At 43.4% G+C, this 16,092-nt stretch carries 9 protein-coding genes and 2 rRNA genes (1 of these 11 only partly in view); 2 read left to right on the forward strand and 9 right to left on the reverse strand.

From position 1 onward, the window contains the following. Positions 1-609 precede the first annotated feature (609 nt). The 7 genes from fba to J8Z24_RS14185 form a co-directional block, all read right to left on the reverse strand. On the reverse strand, positions 610-1,674 hold the full coding sequence (gene fba / locus J8Z24_RS14155; protein WP_125253333.1) for a class II fructose-bisphosphate aldolase: 1,065 nt from the start codon (positions 1,672-1,674) through the stop codon (positions 610-612). Between the two features lie 198 nt (positions 1,675-1,872). Then, complete coding sequence (locus J8Z24_RS14160; RefSeq protein WP_176033806.1) at positions 1,873-3,051, reverse strand: phosphoglycerate kinase; 1,179 nt, start codon at positions 3,049-3,051, stop codon at positions 1,873-1,875. A gap of 131 nt (positions 3,052-3,182) precedes the next feature. Then, positions 3,183-4,193 (reverse strand): erythrose-4-phosphate dehydrogenase, encoded by a 1,011-nt coding sequence (gene epd / locus J8Z24_RS14165; RefSeq protein ID WP_147390514.1) that lies wholly within the window; start codon positions 4,191-4,193, stop codon positions 3,183-3,185. Between the two features lie 170 nt (positions 4,194-4,363). Next, positions 4,364-4,981, reverse strand: a complete 618-nt coding sequence (locus J8Z24_RS14170; protein ID WP_128729653.1) for a 3'-5' exonuclease — start codon at positions 4,979-4,981, stop codon at positions 4,364-4,366. 3 nt (positions 4,982-4,984) lie between these two features. Continuing rightward, positions 4,985-6,823, reverse strand: coding sequence for a DUF294 nucleotidyltransferase-like domain-containing protein (locus J8Z24_RS14175; protein WP_252094876.1), 1,839 nt, complete (start codon positions 6,821-6,823; stop codon positions 4,985-4,987). Between the two features lie 88 nt (positions 6,824-6,911). Further along, positions 6,912-8,636 (reverse strand): sodium:solute symporter family protein, encoded by a 1,725-nt coding sequence (locus tag J8Z24_RS14180; RefSeq protein ID WP_176033808.1) that lies wholly within the window; start codon positions 8,634-8,636, stop codon positions 6,912-6,914. Between the two features lie 11 nt (positions 8,637-8,647). Beyond that, entirely contained in the window at positions 8,648-8,911 is a 264-nt protein-coding gene (locus tag J8Z24_RS14185; protein WP_125253339.1) for a DUF4212 domain-containing protein, read from the reverse strand. 410 nt (positions 8,912-9,321) lie between these two features. Here J8Z24_RS14185 and J8Z24_RS14190 point away from each other — a divergent pair, with 410 nt between their 5' ends. Both J8Z24_RS14190 and purU read left to right on the forward strand, forming a co-directional pair. After that, positions 9,322-12,747: a PAS domain-containing hybrid sensor histidine kinase/response regulator gene (locus tag J8Z24_RS14190; protein ID WP_125253340.1), complete on the forward strand. Its 3,426-nt coding sequence runs from the start codon at positions 9,322-9,324 to the stop codon at positions 12,745-12,747. A gap of 116 nt (positions 12,748-12,863) precedes the next feature. Continuing rightward, positions 12,864-13,694 carry a formyltetrahydrofolate deformylase gene (purU, locus tag J8Z24_RS14195; RefSeq protein ID WP_125253341.1) on the forward strand — a complete coding sequence of 277 codons (831 nt, stop codon included), beginning with the start codon at positions 12,864-12,866 and terminating at the stop codon, positions 13,692-13,694. Positions 13,695-14,427: 733 nt separating this feature from the next. Here purU and rrf read toward each other — a convergent pair. Both rrf and J8Z24_RS14205 read right to left on the reverse strand, forming a co-directional pair. After that, positions 14,428-14,541 (reverse strand): 5S ribosomal RNA (gene rrf, locus J8Z24_RS14200). A gap of 185 nt (positions 14,542-14,726) precedes the next feature. Beyond that, positions 14,727-16,092: ribosomal RNA gene (locus J8Z24_RS14205) — 23S ribosomal RNA — on the reverse strand (it continues 1,519 nt past the right edge of the window).

A 16,092-nucleotide genomic window follows, 5' to 3' on the forward strand; every position in this document is an offset into this window, starting at 1 on the left:
TCACTGCCGGGATCGCGCTCATACTAACTAAAACTGACTTTTACGCACATTCACTTAGTATAAAAATGATCCAGGATCTCATCGTTGATTGATCTCAGCACGTTAGACGACTTACTTGGTATAAAAATGATCCCGGCTGAAGTGAACACTAAGCGCGAAGTAAATTGGTTTTAAAGTTGCGGGAGAAAAAAGTAAGATATTGTTTTTATTGCTAATATAAATTTAATGTCACAACCATACAATACCTTTTAAAAATAGCTTTCCCCCAACACTGATCATGAAGAGCTGTACATAAGGCGAATTGACACCACAATTCTAGTACTACTAGCTACATCTACACTACCACAAGCGTCGATCATATCGGCTAAAACACCCAGAGTGTTATGCTAGAGACTGGTTAGTTAGTAAAGATCTGATCCCAACTTAACCCGATCTACAGAAAATTTCCTCACTTAATATCACAAAAAGTAAACAGACTGAATTAAGTTACCTATTATAAAAAGTGTACAAGATCGTTTTTTTGATCAAAAAAAGCCCCTAACTCTAGGGGCTTTTAGATTACTTTGACAGCGAAGCTCTAGTCTAAGCGGAGCTATGCTCGTACTGTGATCACTTTACTTTTGGATCTAATTCACCTGTTAAATATTTCAGGTGCATATCATCAAGTGAAATTGGCTTAATCTTCGCTGCTTGACCTGCCGTACCGAAAGCTTCATAACGAGCAACACAGATCTCAGTCATCGCTTTGGTCGCCTCGGCTAAGAATTTGCGTGGATCAAAATTGCTAGGGTTCTGTGCTAAGTGGCGACGAATTGCACCAGTTGATGCAAGACGCAGATCTGTGTCTATATTGACCTTGCGAACACCATACTTAATCCCTTCTACAATCTGCTCTACCGGCACACCGTAAGTCTCAGGAATTTCACCGCCAAACTCATTAATAACAGCCAACCAGTCTTGTGGCACAGATGAAGAGCCGTGCATTACTAGGTGTGTATCAGGAATACGTGCGTGGATTTCTTTGATGCGGTTAATCGCTAAAATATCACCCGTTGGTGGACGAGTAAATTTATAAGCACCATGTGATGTACCACATGCGATAGCAAGCGCATCTACATTGGTTTTCTTGACAAAGTCTGCCGCTTCTTCTGGATCAGTAAGTAGCTGATCTTCTGTTAATTTACCTTCTGCACCGATGCCATCCTCTTCACCTGCTTCACCAGTTTCAAGTGAGCCTAGTACACCTAGCTCTCCCTCTACTGACACACCACAAGCATGAGCCATTTCAACTGTACGGCGTGTTACATCGACATTGTACTCATAGCTCGACGGTGTTTTACCATCTTCTAGCAATGAACCATCCATCATCACTGATGAAAAACCAAGTTGAATTGAGCGTTGACATACCGCAGGCGAAGTACCGTGATCTTGGTGCATTACAACTGGAATATGAGGCCATTCTTCAACCGCTGCTAAAATCATGTGGCGGATAAACGGTGCACCAGCATATTTACGCGCACCAGCAGAACCTTGTACGATAACCGGACTGTTAGTCTTGTCCGCAGCTTCCATGATCGCACGCATTTGCTCTTGGTTATTCACGTTAAATGCAGGAACGCCATAACCATGCTCAGCTGCATGATCGAGAAGTTGACGCATACTGATTAAAGCCATATTGCTTTTCTCCAATTGTTGATAGCCACCGCTATCGGTTTGAACGGATAATATATATACACCAGCCGTGCTGGTGTGATTAACCCTCATCGAGGTTAACCTGACGCCATTGAGCGTCGCCAAGCAATCATCAAATAAGTGAGAGAGTGATGATTGCTAGGTAGTAAAAGAGGCAGCCCGAAGCTGCCTCAATCAATTTTAGTCTTTAGCTCGCTGTTCAAGCATAGCAACTGCTGGTAGGGTTTTACCTTCAAGAAATTCAAGGAAAGCACCACCACCTGTTGAGATATAAGAGATATCTTGCTCAACACCATATTTGTCAATCGCGGCCAACGTATCACCGCCACCAGCAATTGAAAATGCTGACGATTTAGCAATTGCATTGGCAATTGCTTCAGTGCCATTGCCAAATTGATCAAATTCGAACACGCCCACAGGACCATTCCATACAACAGTGCCAGCGCTTGCAATGATTTCAGCGAGCTGCGTTGCGGTGTCAGGACCTATATCGAAGATCATGTCTTCGTCTGAAACTTCGCTCGCATCCTTAATAGTTGCAACCGCAGATTCTGAAAACTCATTACCTACAACCACATCAGTCGGAACTGGAATATCACCATCATTTGCTCTCGCAGCGGCGACAAGTTTATTCGCTTCTGGTATCAAATCAGCTTCGTACAATGACTTACCAACGGGGTTACCTGCTGCTGCAATAAAAGTATTGGCAATACCGCCACCGGTAACGAGTTGGTCAACAACTTTAGATAGCGAATCTAGTACGGTGAGTTTTGTTGATACCTTTGAGCCACCAACAATAGCAACCAAAGGACGAGCTGGATTATCTAGAGCTTTACCAAGCGCTTCAAGCTCGGCGGCAAGCAATGGACCTGCACAAGCCACTTCAGCATAGAGGCCTACACCATGTGTCGACGCTTGAGCACGATGTGCAGTACCAAAGGCATCCATTACATAAACATCACACAGGGCAGCTAACTTCTTTGCAAGGGTTTCATCATCTTTCTTTTCACCCACGTTAAAGCGTACGTTTTCAAATACGATTACTTCATTGTCGCTGACGTCAACCCCGTCAAGATAGTCCGTCACCAAACGTACTTCTTGAGACAGAGCATCATTAAGATAGTCCACTACAGGCTGCATAGAGTATTGCGCGTCGAACTCACCCTCAGTTGGACGACCAAGATGAGACATAACCATTACTTTGGCACCTTTTTCAAGTGCTAGTTTGATAGTTGGTAATGCTGCACGAATACGTGCATCTGACGCAACTTTGCCATCTTTAATTGGCACATTTAGGTCTTCGCGGATCAATACACGCTTGCCGTTTAAATCTAAATCCGCCATCTTAATGACTGACATTGGACATCTCCTTTAAGAACGATACTTTTATTGTCTACAAGGCGACTGAGGTTACTCTAATCACCTAAATTTGAATTTTTGTTTTAATTTTATGCAGCAGCTTTGATTATAACAGCGTATTTCTAAAATTATTAGCTTCTCATCATCTCGCCAGCCGTGTCTAACATGCGGTTAGCAAAGCCCCACTCGTTATCACACCATACTAATAATTTAACCAAGCGTTTATGGCTTACACGGGTCTGGGTGCCATCGATAATGCAAGAATGTGCATCATGATTAAAGTCGACTGATACAAGTGGCTCTTCGGTATAGCTTAATATCCCCTCTAACCGGCCACTGGCAGCGTCCTGCAAGACTGAGTTTACGGCATCAATAGTCGCATCTTGGTTAAGGGTTACACTTAAGTCCATTGCGGTCACATTGATGGTAGGTACACGTACAGCGATTGCTTCAAAGCGGCCTTGAAATTGCGGTAAAATTCGCTCAATACCACGAGCTAGTTTGGTATCAACAGGAATGATGGATTGACTTGCCGCGCGTGTGCGGCGTAAATCACTATGATAAGCATCAATCACTTGCTGGTCGTGCATCGAAGCATGAATGGTGGTGATCGCACCTGACTCAATCCCAAAGTTATCGTCTAACACTTTTATCACAGGGACAATACAGTTTGTTGTGCAAGAACCGTTTGACACTATCGTATGTTGAGGGGTCAGTACGTCTTCATTAATCCCAAAGATAACGGTCGCGTCAACATCTGCATCCGCCGGATGTGAAAAGAGCACTTTTTTTGCACCAGCTTGAATATGCGCTAGTGCATGTTGGCGAGAGTGATACACACCAGTGCAATCTAATACTACATCAACATCGAGTGCACGCCACGGTAGGTGGCTAGGATCTGGTTCGGAGAATAGCTGGATCTTATCGCCTGCCACTTCTAAGAAAGACTCTGTCAAGGAAACGGGAAAACCAAAACGCCCGTGTGACGTATCATATTTAAGTAGATGTGCGATCCCTTGCGGATCCGCGAGTTCATTGATGGCTACAATTTTTATTTGTTGATCACGACCGGATTCGTAGAGCGCCCTGACGATATTACGCCCTATTCTCCCAAAGCCGTTTATTGCAAGCTTGATTGTCATTAAATTGAAAATCCATTAAGTCGCAAGTACGAAAGCTACCCTTCGTTTTGATGGCGCTATTGTAATCGACCTAGGATAAATGTGTAAGAGGCTTAATCAATTTTTTCCTTCTCAAAAAGAACCCAAGGCGTTCATAAAGCATTATTTTAGGAACCAGCGAATTTACCTATTCAAGTTAAATCCGCTATTTTGCATTTGCCACCGAGGCATATCGCTTGAGATTGTGCGAGTAGTAGCTCCGCTGTAGCAAGTGCATCTCCCAAGGCATCGTGAAGTTGATGTAGTGGTAGCCCATAGCGCATTCGACAAGCATTGAGTGTTAATGCGTCTTGCGCTAACGGATACCCCTGCTTTAACACCCGGCGTTTATCAATTTGCATTGTATCTAGCATCAAAGCCGGTTTGACATTCAAATTAAACTGCTGAAAAGCGGTTTTCAAAAAAGCCCAATCCATTTGCACATTGTGACCAACTAAAACGTTGCCATGAATCGCTTGTTGTAGTGCGAGCAACAGTGTTTTTAACGAATACCCAGATGCCAGCTGTGCGCTATCTATACCATGATATACAGGGCTTTGCTCAAGTGATTGCACTTCTTTATTAAGGTAATGCTGAGCGTCTTTCACTTCGATCCGCATATTTTTAATGGGTAGCCAACCCGCTGATACAATTTCATGCTGTTTTGGATCCAACCCAGTAAGCTCCAGATCCAGCACCACCAACTCAGCTTGTGAAAATAATAAATGCTTGTAACGCCATTTGGCGAGAGAACGAGAAAGCCACTCCATCGCTTATAAGCTTCCTCTTGCAAATTTAAACGCACTGGCCTGTTGAGCTTGTTTTACTAGATAGAATGCTTCTTTGAGCTGATGCTTTTCAAGCGAAGACAAGCTTTCAGGGTTAATACAATTTCCAGGCAACCCCTCGCGGTTGATTTGAGTTTTCAGTCTCAGTTGAGTTAAAAAACGCCAGCAATCCTTCAAATTATTAATATCTGATTTGGCTAATAGCGCACCTTTATTCAGTGCCTCAAGCCGCTCTAAAGTATTGGCTCTGGCCACCCCAGCTTTTAAAGCATAGAGGCGTACAACATCATTGATAATTGCTACTCCCCGCTTTTTCAAATCAAGGTATTTATGTTTACCCTTATCTTTTTCCAACTTAAATTGCTGAAAAATACCAATAGGTACTGAGTTCGCATTAATGTCTGTTGCCATTGCCGCATAAAAAAGCTCATTTTTGCTAATGTTAGCCAAAGATTGACTTAGTGCGGCATATAGGTCGCTCGCTCCATCAATAAAGCGCATATCAAAGTAAATTTTACAATTAAGCATTGCTTTGGGTGTCGGTGATAAGATCCAGCGACTAAATCGCTCGCTCCACTGAGCAACCGTACCACGACACTCCGAGTTACTGGCCATGATATTCCCCGGACAAGAGCGGATCCCGCATTCATTAAGCTGCTCACAAACAAAAGCACCAAGCTTTGCAAAATACTCGCGTGCTGATTCATCAATATTATCCGGTAGCAACAAGCCGTTATCTTGATCCGAATGAAGTGTCTGCTCCTCTCTTGCTTGAGAACCAAAACAGATCCAAGCAAAGCGGCATGGTGCCGCACCTTGTTGTTGTTGATATAAATAAATAAGCCTTGAAGTCAGAGCATCAGTAAGACCACTCAGTAACTTCCCTATCAATGAAATGTCTTCAATATGATATGAGAATTGTCGTAATAGATCCGGGATCTCTTGAGCATAGTTCTTGATGCTTAAAAGATTCTGCGCTTTGTAGATCCGCCCGATCAACTGTACTGGATCACTTTTTTGTTGTCTTAATAGATCTGTACTCGTTAGCATGCCTAACGGCTTATGTGCTTCATTTAATACAGGTAAATGATGGATGTTGTGTTTTAACATCAAATGTAGCGCTGAAAATACTCGGTTGTTTTCAAAAATATGTTTTGGTTTTTTTGTCATGATCTCTGCAAGTGATGCACAGGGATCTCGGTCCTGCGCTAAGACACGGTTTCGCAGATCTCTATCAGTAACAACCCCCACTAGACGATCATGTTCAGTGATCATGATCGAGGAAACTCGATGCTCACTCATTAACCTTGCCGCATCACGGATACTTGCATCGGGTGTTATCGTCACAGCCTCTTTGGTCATTAACTCTGAGATCTTGCGTTCAGACCAAGTTTCACTTTGTTGCTTATAACGTGATGCCAATAGGCGATTTGCGTGAGCTCTTACAAAATACTGCTCGAAAGGCTTATATTCTCGACGCAAAAAATCAAAATCATGCTCTTTTAAGATGTAAACCAACCCATCCTTCTGCACTTCAATATGGTTTTGAATTGCATCACCAGTCAACAAAGACGGATAACCAAAATAATCTCCTTCACTCATGCGCCCAATGACTTCATCTTTTGCCGAGATAAGGTCAATAATACCTGAACGGATCAGGTAAAGGTTAGGCTGGCTGTCTTGCAACCAATCTTGCTGATTTGATTTGCTAAGGTATACGACTTGAATATGTTTGGAAAAATAACTTGCTGCTGACTCTGGTAGCTCAGAGAAAGGGGCTTGCTTGAGTACAAACTGAAAAATATCTTTAATTTCGGCTGTCATATCTCATCATCCTTTTCAACCAAATCACTTCGCTTTACCAAAAACAAAGCTGCCCAGCACTTTGGCTGGGCAGCTAAGCTAGCTTTGCTTAGTGCGCGTGAGCTGCACTTGACCCTTTCGGATTACGGATCCCTTCCACCATTAATTTAACTTCTTCAGGCGTTTCAGCAGTTACTTTCATTACCACTGCGGCCACAATGAAGTTAACCAACATACCAATGATGCCTATCCCTTCAGGGGAGATACCAAATAGCCAATTAGCAGGCGCATTAAGTTCAGGACTAACAAACTTAAAGTAGATGATATAGGCTGCGGTGAAACCTATACCCGTTACCATGCCAGCAATAGCACCTTCTTTGTTCATGCGCTTAGAGAATATACCCATGATGATCGCTGGGAAGAAACTCGCCGCTGCTAAACCGAAGGCAAATGCGACCACTGAGGCAACAAACCCCGGTGGATTAATACCAAAGTACGCTGATATCCCTATCGCCACCATCGCAGCTAAACGCGCAGCCAGCAATTCTTGTTTATCGTTGATATCTGGCTTAATAGTACGTTTTAACAAATCATGTGATACGGATGTTGAAATAACCAGTAGCAGGCCCGCAGTTGTCGATAGTGCTGCCGCGATGCCACCTGCGGCGACCAGTGCAATCACCCATGCAGGTAAATTCGCAATTTCTGGATTTGCTAAGACCATAATATCACGGTCAATCTTCACCTCGTTTGCACTTGCAGGATCATCAATCTTGCCCGCAGAGTACTGCATTTTTCCATCACCGTTTTTATCGTTGAATACGATAAGACCAGTTCTTTCCCAGTTTTTCACCCACTGTGGTGCTTCTTCATAAACCGTACCACTGCCATCTTTACCGTTAATTGTGTCTATCATGTTCACACGAGCAAACGATGCAACAGCTGGTGCTGTTGTATATACGATAGCGATAAATACTAAAGTCCAAGCAGCTGAAATACGAGTATCTTTTACTCTGGGAACGGTAAAAAAGCGAACGATTACATGCGGCAAACCAGCTGTACCTACCATCAATGCAGCTGTGATCGCAAACACATCAATCATGCTTTTGGAGCCCTCTGTATACTGCGCAAATCCAAGCTCGGTACTGAGTCCATCTAACTTGTCGAGTAAATAGGTGCCCGAGCCATCAGCCAGCGTTGCGCCGAAACCGGTTTGTGGTAGCAAATGGCCTGTCATCATCAGTGAGATGAAAATAGCAGGAACCAAATAAGCGAATACGAGTACACAATACTGAGCGACCTGTGTATACGTGATCCCCTTCATACCACCAAGTACAGCATAGAAGAATACAATCACCATACCGATGTAAACACCTGTTTCAATATCGACTTCTAAGAAGCGAGAGAACACCACACCAACACCACGCATTTGACCAGCAATGTAGGTAAAACAGATGAAAATAGCGCAAAGTATCGCAACCACACGTGCAACCTGAGAATAGTAACGGTCACCGATAAAATCCGGTACTGTGAACTTACCAAATTTACGTAAGTATGGCGCTAAACACAGTGCTAGAAGTACATAACCACCAGTCCACCCCATAAGATAGACACCGCCATCGTAGCCCGCGAAGGAAATAATCCCCGCCATTGAAATAAAGGACGCAGCACTCATCCAGTCTGCTGCAGTTGCCATGCCGTTGGCAACGGGAGGTACACCTCCGCCTGCTACATAAAATTCATTCGTTGAACCAGCTCTTGCCCAGATAGCGATACCGATGTAGAGCGCAAAACTGAGGCCGACGATAATAAAAGTTAAAATTTGAACATCCATCGATTAGCTCCTCACTCGTCCACGCCATATTTTTTGTCAAGCGTATTCATTTTAGAAACATAGACAAAGATTAACGCAACAAAAGTATAAATTGCGCCTTGTTGAGAAAACCAAAATCCGAGTTTAAATCCAAAAAAACGAACTTCGTTGAGCACATCAACTAACAGGATGCCAAATCCAAATGAAACGACAAACCAGATAGTGAGTAGCTTAAACATCAAGGCGAGATTTTCTGACCAGTATGCTTTCGCTTGTTCTTCACTTTTAAAAGCCATTTTAAATCTCCTATCACCCGCTCCAACATAGAGCAAGCAGTGTTAATAGACCTTAATGAGAGTAGCAATGGCTTGATAAGTTGAAATTGAGACCTTAGTCGTAACACCAAGATTACGTTTACGTAAACTGCAAAACAAAGGGTGTTATTATTAATAAAAAGTCTTTATAAACAATTAGATATGAATTTAAGAAGTGGCTAATTTTGATGTTTTCTCTGTTTTAATCCTGTAGTAAGACATTAGTCTAATTTGCTGAATAAAGATCTAAAGCCTACTCTGAGCTAGCACATAACATATTGTTTAATATAAATTTATTCATATATGATAAAAATCCAATGTAAACTAGACTATGAGCGGTATTTGTTTGATAAAGTATGGTGATATAAATAATAAGAATCGAACCCAATACTATGACCGTTATTTTACTCTTGGTTGCAGCCATTTACATCGGCGTACTTTTTTGGCTCGCCAATTGGGGAGACAAGACCACACCTCGAGCGCTAAAATTTAGTCATCATCCGTTTGTTTACGCATTTTCGCTTGGGATCTACTGTACTTCGTGGACTTATTATGGCTCAGTTGGCACTGCAGCAACGAGCAGTTGGCACTACTTTCCTATCTTGCTTGGCCCTATTTTATTGTTCATCTTTGGTCATGGCTTTCTACGTAAACTGATCCTAGTCAGTAAAAAACAAAACATCACCACTATTGCGGACTTTATCTCCGCTAGATATGGCAAACGCCAAACAACAGCGGTGATGGTTACCATGATAGCGTTACTTGCAACGATACCGTACATTGCTTTACAGCTAAAGGCATTGAGTAGTAGCTTTTTACTGTTGCAAAGAGACGGGCAGGTATCAGGTACGGCATTGGCATTGGCTGTTACGCTAATTATGGCTATATTTGCTATTTTTTTCGGCACTCGAAAAGTTGATGTCACAGAATACCGTTCAGGCCTAATGTTAGCTGTCGCATTCGAATCTATAGTCAAACTGCTCGCACTTGGTATGGTCGCAGTTCTGGCATGGCAGTCACTTACTCAAGCCCCTAGCTTAACTGCAAACTTAAGTGAGCATTGGCAGTCATTTGACTTTTTCAATTTTAATTTCGTTGGTCAAACCTTGATGGCCGCAGCAGCCATCGTATGCTTGCCAAGACAGTTTCACGTTGTCGTTGTGGATAATCATAATACTTCACATCTAAAGACCGCACGCTGGGCTTTTCCTCTGTACCTATTGTTAATTGCCGCTATGATAATCCCTATTGCAACAGCAGCTATACACCCTCAAATAGGTGCAGGTGCAGCACCCGATAGCTTTGTGCTTGCACTGCCCATTATGTTGGATCACCCAGTTTTAGCGACCTTTGTGTTCATCGGTGGCTTATCTGCTGCGACAGCAATGATTGTCGTCGCAACGCTTACTCTCAGTACGATGCTATCAAATGACGTAATACTACCTTTACTGTTTAAGCGAAAATTCAAAAAGAATATTTTAAATAGCAGCTTCAAAACACAAATACTTTTGGTACGTCGATTTGTTATTGCTGCAATTTTGCTGCTGTCTTATATGTATCAACAATGGTTTGGTCATGGGGAAGCCCTCGCGAATATGGGGTTAGTTGCCTTTTCATTAGTTACTCAATTACTGCCAGCCATCATTGGTGGACTCTACTGGCGCAAAGGCCATGCGTACGGAGTATATGCAGGACTGATAGCGGGTTTCATTTGCTGGATGTTATTTTTGATGTTCCCCATCCTCGAAGCTGGCAACATTCTCGACTATGAGACGCGCCAAACAATTATTACCAGAGGTACACTACTTGCGCTTTTAGCCAATATCAGCTGTTACATCAGTTTTTCTATTGGTGCACAAGAGCGCCTTGTCGACCGCATCCAAGCTGCTGCTTTTGTAAACCCAAAAGATCAAACAAGACTTGCTAAAAGAGTAAATAAGCAAGTTCGTGCCACTGTGTATGATTTCAAAGTATTACTACAAACATTTTTAGGGGTACAACGCAGCCAACAGTTGTTAGGGCATTATGCACAAAATAACATTCTCGAAGATAATGATGCCTATCCTAACCCTGAGTTTATCTCATTTTGTGAACGGGCACTTACTGGTGTATTGGGTGCCTCATCCGCACAAGCACTGATCAGAACGGTATCATCTGGTAGACAAATGGCTTTCGAAGAAGTCGTCAACTTTTTTGATGAAACGACGCAAGCACTTCAGTTTAACCAAAACCTACTTTTCACCTCGCTAGAAAATTTAAGTCATGGTATTTCTGTCGTCGATAAAGATCTAAAATTAGTCGCATGGAATAAACGCTATAACGAAATGTTTGCCTATCCAGATGGATTTTTAGAAGTGGGACAACCCATTGAGCAAGTGATCCGCTTTAATGCAGAGCGTGGAGAGTGCGGCCCCGGCGAAATTGACAAACATGTAGATAAGCGAGTTCAGCACCTTAAAAATGGTACGCCTCATCACTTTATTCGTCATCGTCGTAATGGCGAGGTATTTGAGATGACAGGCAACCCTCTCCCTGAGGGTGGCTTTGTAACCAGCTTTTCAGATATTACCACTCATATAGCAACACAAAATGCACTTGAAGAAATTAATATGGATCTGGAGAACCGGATTGAAGCTCGCACTCAGGAAATCCGCGCCATCAACCTAGATCTTAAAGCTGAAATCGCGAGTAGGCAAAAAACCGAACAAGCATTGATGGCAGCTAAGAAAGAAGCAGAGCAAGCTAACGAGAGTAAAACCCGATTTTTGGCACTGGCAAGTCATGATATTTTACAGCCTCTCAATGCTGCTCGCTTATATTTAGCTGCAATAGATACCTATAACCTCAACAACAAAGATCAAAGTAACTTCGAAAAGCTAACAGATAGTCTAGACTCCACTGTCCATCTCATGAGCGCTTTACTAGATATCGCAAAATTAGAGCAAGGGGCCATGAAACCCACTCCAAGACACTTTAATATTGATGATATTTTACTGCCACTGGCTAATGAGTATGCCATCATTTCTAAAGAAAAAGGTTTGGTGCTGAAAGTCAGAAGCTCTCATAGTGTAGTGCACAGCGATACAACGTATTTACGCCGTATTATTCAAAATTTAGTGTCTAACGCGGTGAAGTATACAGAAAGCGGTAAAGTGCTAATTGCATGTCGCTGCCGAAAGCATAGTCTCAGACTCGAGGTCTGGGACACAGGCCCGGGTATATCTGAGCATGAACAAAATAAAATTTTTAATGATTTTTATCGTATCCAATCAGGTGATAACAAAGGTGTGGGGCTTGGCCTCGGTGTAGTGAAACGTTTATGTGATCTGTTATCAATTACCATTTCCGTAAACTCAATGGTAAATCACGGTAGTCGATTCAGTATTGATATTCCTTATGGTAATGCCGAGCTGTTACAAACAAAAGAAGACATTAATCAAAAACCGATGAGTAAAACACAGCTCAATATAATTGCTGTAGATGACGACCCAAAAAACCTAGAGGCGATGTCCAGCCTTTTAGATAAATGGTCTTGTCACTACCTGCTCTTTTCCAAAGCTGAAGAAGCCCTCGCATATGCGAAGTCTAATGCAGCACCAGATATTATCTTAATGGATTACCAGCTCAACGATCATCATGATGGTATCTCTTTGATTAAAAACCTACGCACAATATGGAAAACAACAATACCAGCTATTTTAATCACAGCCGTCAGAGATGAGGAAGTAAAAGTGATAGCAAAGAGTAACCATATTCACTATCTGTCAAAGCCTGTAAAACCTGCAAAGTTAAAAGCACTGCTCAATCACGGTCGTTAGTGAATGAGCCAAGATTGAATACGATAGCAATAGCGGTATTTTTTATTACAAAAGATTTATCTCAAACGTTATTCAAAGTATTCTGAAGGCTCGTTTACACAAATAGGAATGAGGAAATGAGTTATATACTAACCACTGAGTGTAAGGATGATATAGGGCTGATCGCTAAAATAACTAGCCTATGCCATGAACATGGTTTTAATATTACGCGCAATAATGAATTTGTCGATAAAGAAGGCCAAAGGTTCTTTATGCGAACAGAACTCAGCGGTAGCCCAAGTCGTGATTTTTTAACACAGCTTCAACAAACTCTACCAAAAGGGGCAAAGCTGAACCTCCATGCTCAAGAGCGCACTAAAGTAGTCCTATTAGCTACAAAAGAAGCTCATTGCCTAGGAGGAGTTTTACTAAAACAGTATGAACAGGCATTTAATATCGAAGTACAAGCTGTGATAGCAAACTACGATACTTTAAAACCGCTGGTAAGTAGTTTTGGTATTCCCTTCCATTTAGTTTCTCATGAAGGCTTAAGCAGAGCAGAACACGACGCAGCCATGGCAGATCTGATAGAGCAATATAACCCTGATATAGTTGGTCTAGCTAAATATATGCGCATTCTTACTCCTGAGTTTGTCTCTCGCTTTGATGGTAGAATTATCAACATCCATCACTCGACACTGCCAGCTTTTATTGGCGCAAAGCCATACCATCAAGCGTTTAAACGTGGTGTGAAAATCATTGGCGCAACTGCACACTTCGTCAATGATGAGCTAGATGAAGGACCTATCATTGCACAGAATGTTACACAAGTAAGTCATGCACATAGCGCAGAAGAAATGGCTAAAATTGGTAGAGATATAGAAAAAACGGTGTTCTGCAATGCCTTGCAATTAGCTTGTGAACACAAGCTCTTCATTAATGGAGATAAAACGGTTGTTTTCTCTTAGTGTAGCCAATTGTACGCTCTAGTACTCATAGTAATATTCGCGGGTAAACCTCCTCCTAACAATACAACACTTTGTCGATATTGTGGTGAGCGCGAGTTTACCTCGCGATGTTACAGAGTAGACTGTTTTATTCTTTTTGTTTGGCAAGCCCAACAGCTCGGCGGGTAAACCGCCTCCTACCAGTACAGCACTTTGCTGGTGTTGTGGTGGGAGCGAGTTTACCTCGCGATATTACAGAGTAGACTGTTTTATTCTTTTTGTTTGGCAAACCCAACAGCTCGGCGGGTAAACCGCCTCCTACCAGTGCTGCACTTTGTTGGTGTCGTGGTGGGAGCGAGTTTACCTCGCGAGGTGTTGATTGCTTTGTAATGTGTTGATTGCTTTTCGAGGTGTTGATTATCTTGTGAGATTTTCTTTTCAAATCCCACATAGCAAAAAACCCGTCGCATTGCTGCAACGGGTTTCTCTAATAAGGCCCTGGCTCGCTACGAAGTAGGATGTTCTACTTTCACATGGGAAGCCCACACTATCATTGACCGGGGCCGACCCTTCGCGGGGCTCGCCTTCGGCTGTTTTGTTTCGCTTCTGAGTTTGGGTGACAAGAAACCGAAGCAACGCTTCCAGTTCGAGGAAGTGAGCGCATGGATACGCGAAGGGGAAATACTACATGGAAGTACTTTACTCCAAATGCAAAAAACCCGTCGCATTGCTGCAACGGGTTTCTCTAATAAGGCCCTGGCGATGTTCTACTTTCACATGGGAAGCCCACACTATCATCGACGCTGTTTTGTTTCACTTCTGAGTTCGGCATGGGGTCAGGTGGTTCCAAAACGCTATAGTCACCAGGAAATCTGGGTGCAAATGTTTAATGACATCGTGCCTCGCACGAGCATTCCATTTGCGCAAGGTGAACCGATTTCGCTATATAGCTGAGGTTGGTCACCTTGTTTAATTCTTAAATCTAGAAAAGCTATTAAATTCTTTGTCTACTTCAGTCTATTAACTTCTGTCGCTAAACCACTTTGGCGTTGTATGGTTAAGCCTCACGGGTAATTAGTACGAGTTAGCTTAATGCCTCACAGCACTTCCACATCTCGCCTATCAACGTTGTAGTCTTCAACGGCCCTTCAGTTGACTCTAAGTCAAAGTGAGAACTCATCTCGAGGCTCGCTTCCCGCTTAGATGCTTTCAGCGGTTATCGATTCCGAACGTAGCTACCGGGCAATGCAATTGGCATCACAACCCGAACACCAGCGGTTCGTCCACTCCGGTCCTCTCGTACTAGGAGCAGCCCCTCTCAATTCTCAAACGCCCACGGCAGATAGGGACCGAACTGTCTCACGACGTTCTAAACCCAGCTCGCGTACCACTTTAAATGGCGAACAGCCATACCCTTGGGACCGACTTCAGCCCCAGGATGTGATGAGCCGACATCGAGGTGCCAAACACCGCCGTCGATATGAACTCTTGGGCGGTATCAGCCTGTTATCCCCGGAGTACCTTTTATCCGTTGAGCGATGGCCCTTCCATTCAGAACCACCGGATCACTATGACCTACTTTCGTACCTGCTCGACGTGTCTGTCTCGCAGTTAAGCTTGCTTCTACCATTACACTAACCGTACGATGTCCGACCGTACTTAGCAAACCTTCGTGCTCCTCCGTTACTCTTTGGGAGGAGACCGCCCCAGTCAAACTACCCACCAGGCACTGTCCTCAACCCCGATTCAGGGGCCTAAGTTAGAACATCAACACTACAAGGGTGGTATTTCAAGGTCGGCTCCACACAAACTAGCGTCTGCGCTTCAAAGCCTCCCACCTATCCTACACATGTAGGGTCAATGTTCAGTGCCAAGCTGTAGTAAAGGTTCACGGGGTCTTTCCGTCTAGCCGCGGGTACACAGCATCTTCACTGCGATTTCAATTTCACTGAGTCTCGGGTGGAGACAGCGTGGCCATGGTTACACCATTCGTGCAGGTCGGAACTTACCCGACAAGGAATTTCGCTACCTTAGGACCGTTATAGTTACGGCCGCCGTTTACCGGGGCTTCGATCAAGAGCTTCGCCTAAGCTAACCCCATCAATTAACCTTCCGGCACCGGGCAGGTGTCACACCGTATACGTCATCTTACGATTTTGCACAGTGCTGTGTTTTTAATAAACAGTCCCAGCCACCTGGTCACTGCGGCTCTCGCCTGCTTACGACGCGAAGTCTTCACAAGTAAGAGCGTACCTTCTCCCGAAGTTACGGTACAATTTTGCCTAGTTCCTTCACCCGAGTTCTCTCAAGCGCCTTAGTATTCTCTACCTGACCACCTGTGTCGGTTTAGGGTACGATTCAGTATGAACTGAAGCTTAGAGGCTTTTCCTGGAAGTAGGGCATCAACAACTTCACCACC

It is taken from the genome of Pseudoalteromonas sp. SCSIO 43201 (assembly GCF_023716725.1).
Taxonomy (GTDB): domain Bacteria; phylum Pseudomonadota; class Gammaproteobacteria; order Enterobacterales; family Alteromonadaceae; genus Pseudoalteromonas; species Pseudoalteromonas peptidolytica.

Bases quoted from the DNA above. Each gene is read 5' to 3' on its own strand.
- fba (WP_125253333.1), bottom strand. From the start codon at position 1,674: ATGGCTTTAATCAGTATGCGTCAACTTCTCGATCATGCAGCTGAGCAT.
- J8Z24_RS14160 (WP_176033806.1), bottom strand. From the start codon at position 3,051: ATGTCAGTCATTAAGATGGCGGATTTAGATTTAAACGGCAAGCGTGTA.
- epd (WP_147390514.1), bottom strand. From the start codon at position 4,193: ATGACAATCAAGCTTGCAATAAACGGCTTTGGGAGAATAGGGCGTAAT.
- J8Z24_RS14170 (WP_128729653.1), bottom strand. From the start codon at position 4,981: ATGGAGTGGCTTTCTCGTTCTCTCGCCAAATGGCGTTACAAGCATTTA.
- J8Z24_RS14175 (WP_252094876.1), bottom strand. From the start codon at position 6,823: ATGACAGCCGAAATTAAAGATATTTTTCAGTTTGTACTCAAGCAAGCC.
- J8Z24_RS14180 (WP_176033808.1), bottom strand. From the start codon at position 8,636: ATGGATGTTCAAATTTTAACTTTTATTATCGTCGGCCTCAGTTTTGCG.
- J8Z24_RS14185 (WP_125253339.1), bottom strand. From the start codon at position 8,911: ATGGCTTTTAAAAGTGAAGAACAAGCGAAAGCATACTGGTCAGAAAAT.
- J8Z24_RS14190 (WP_125253340.1), top strand. From the start codon at position 9,322: ATGACCGTTATTTTACTCTTGGTTGCAGCCATTTACATCGGCGTACTT.
- purU (WP_125253341.1), top strand. From the start codon at position 12,864: ATGAGTTATATACTAACCACTGAGTGTAAGGATGATATAGGGCTGATC.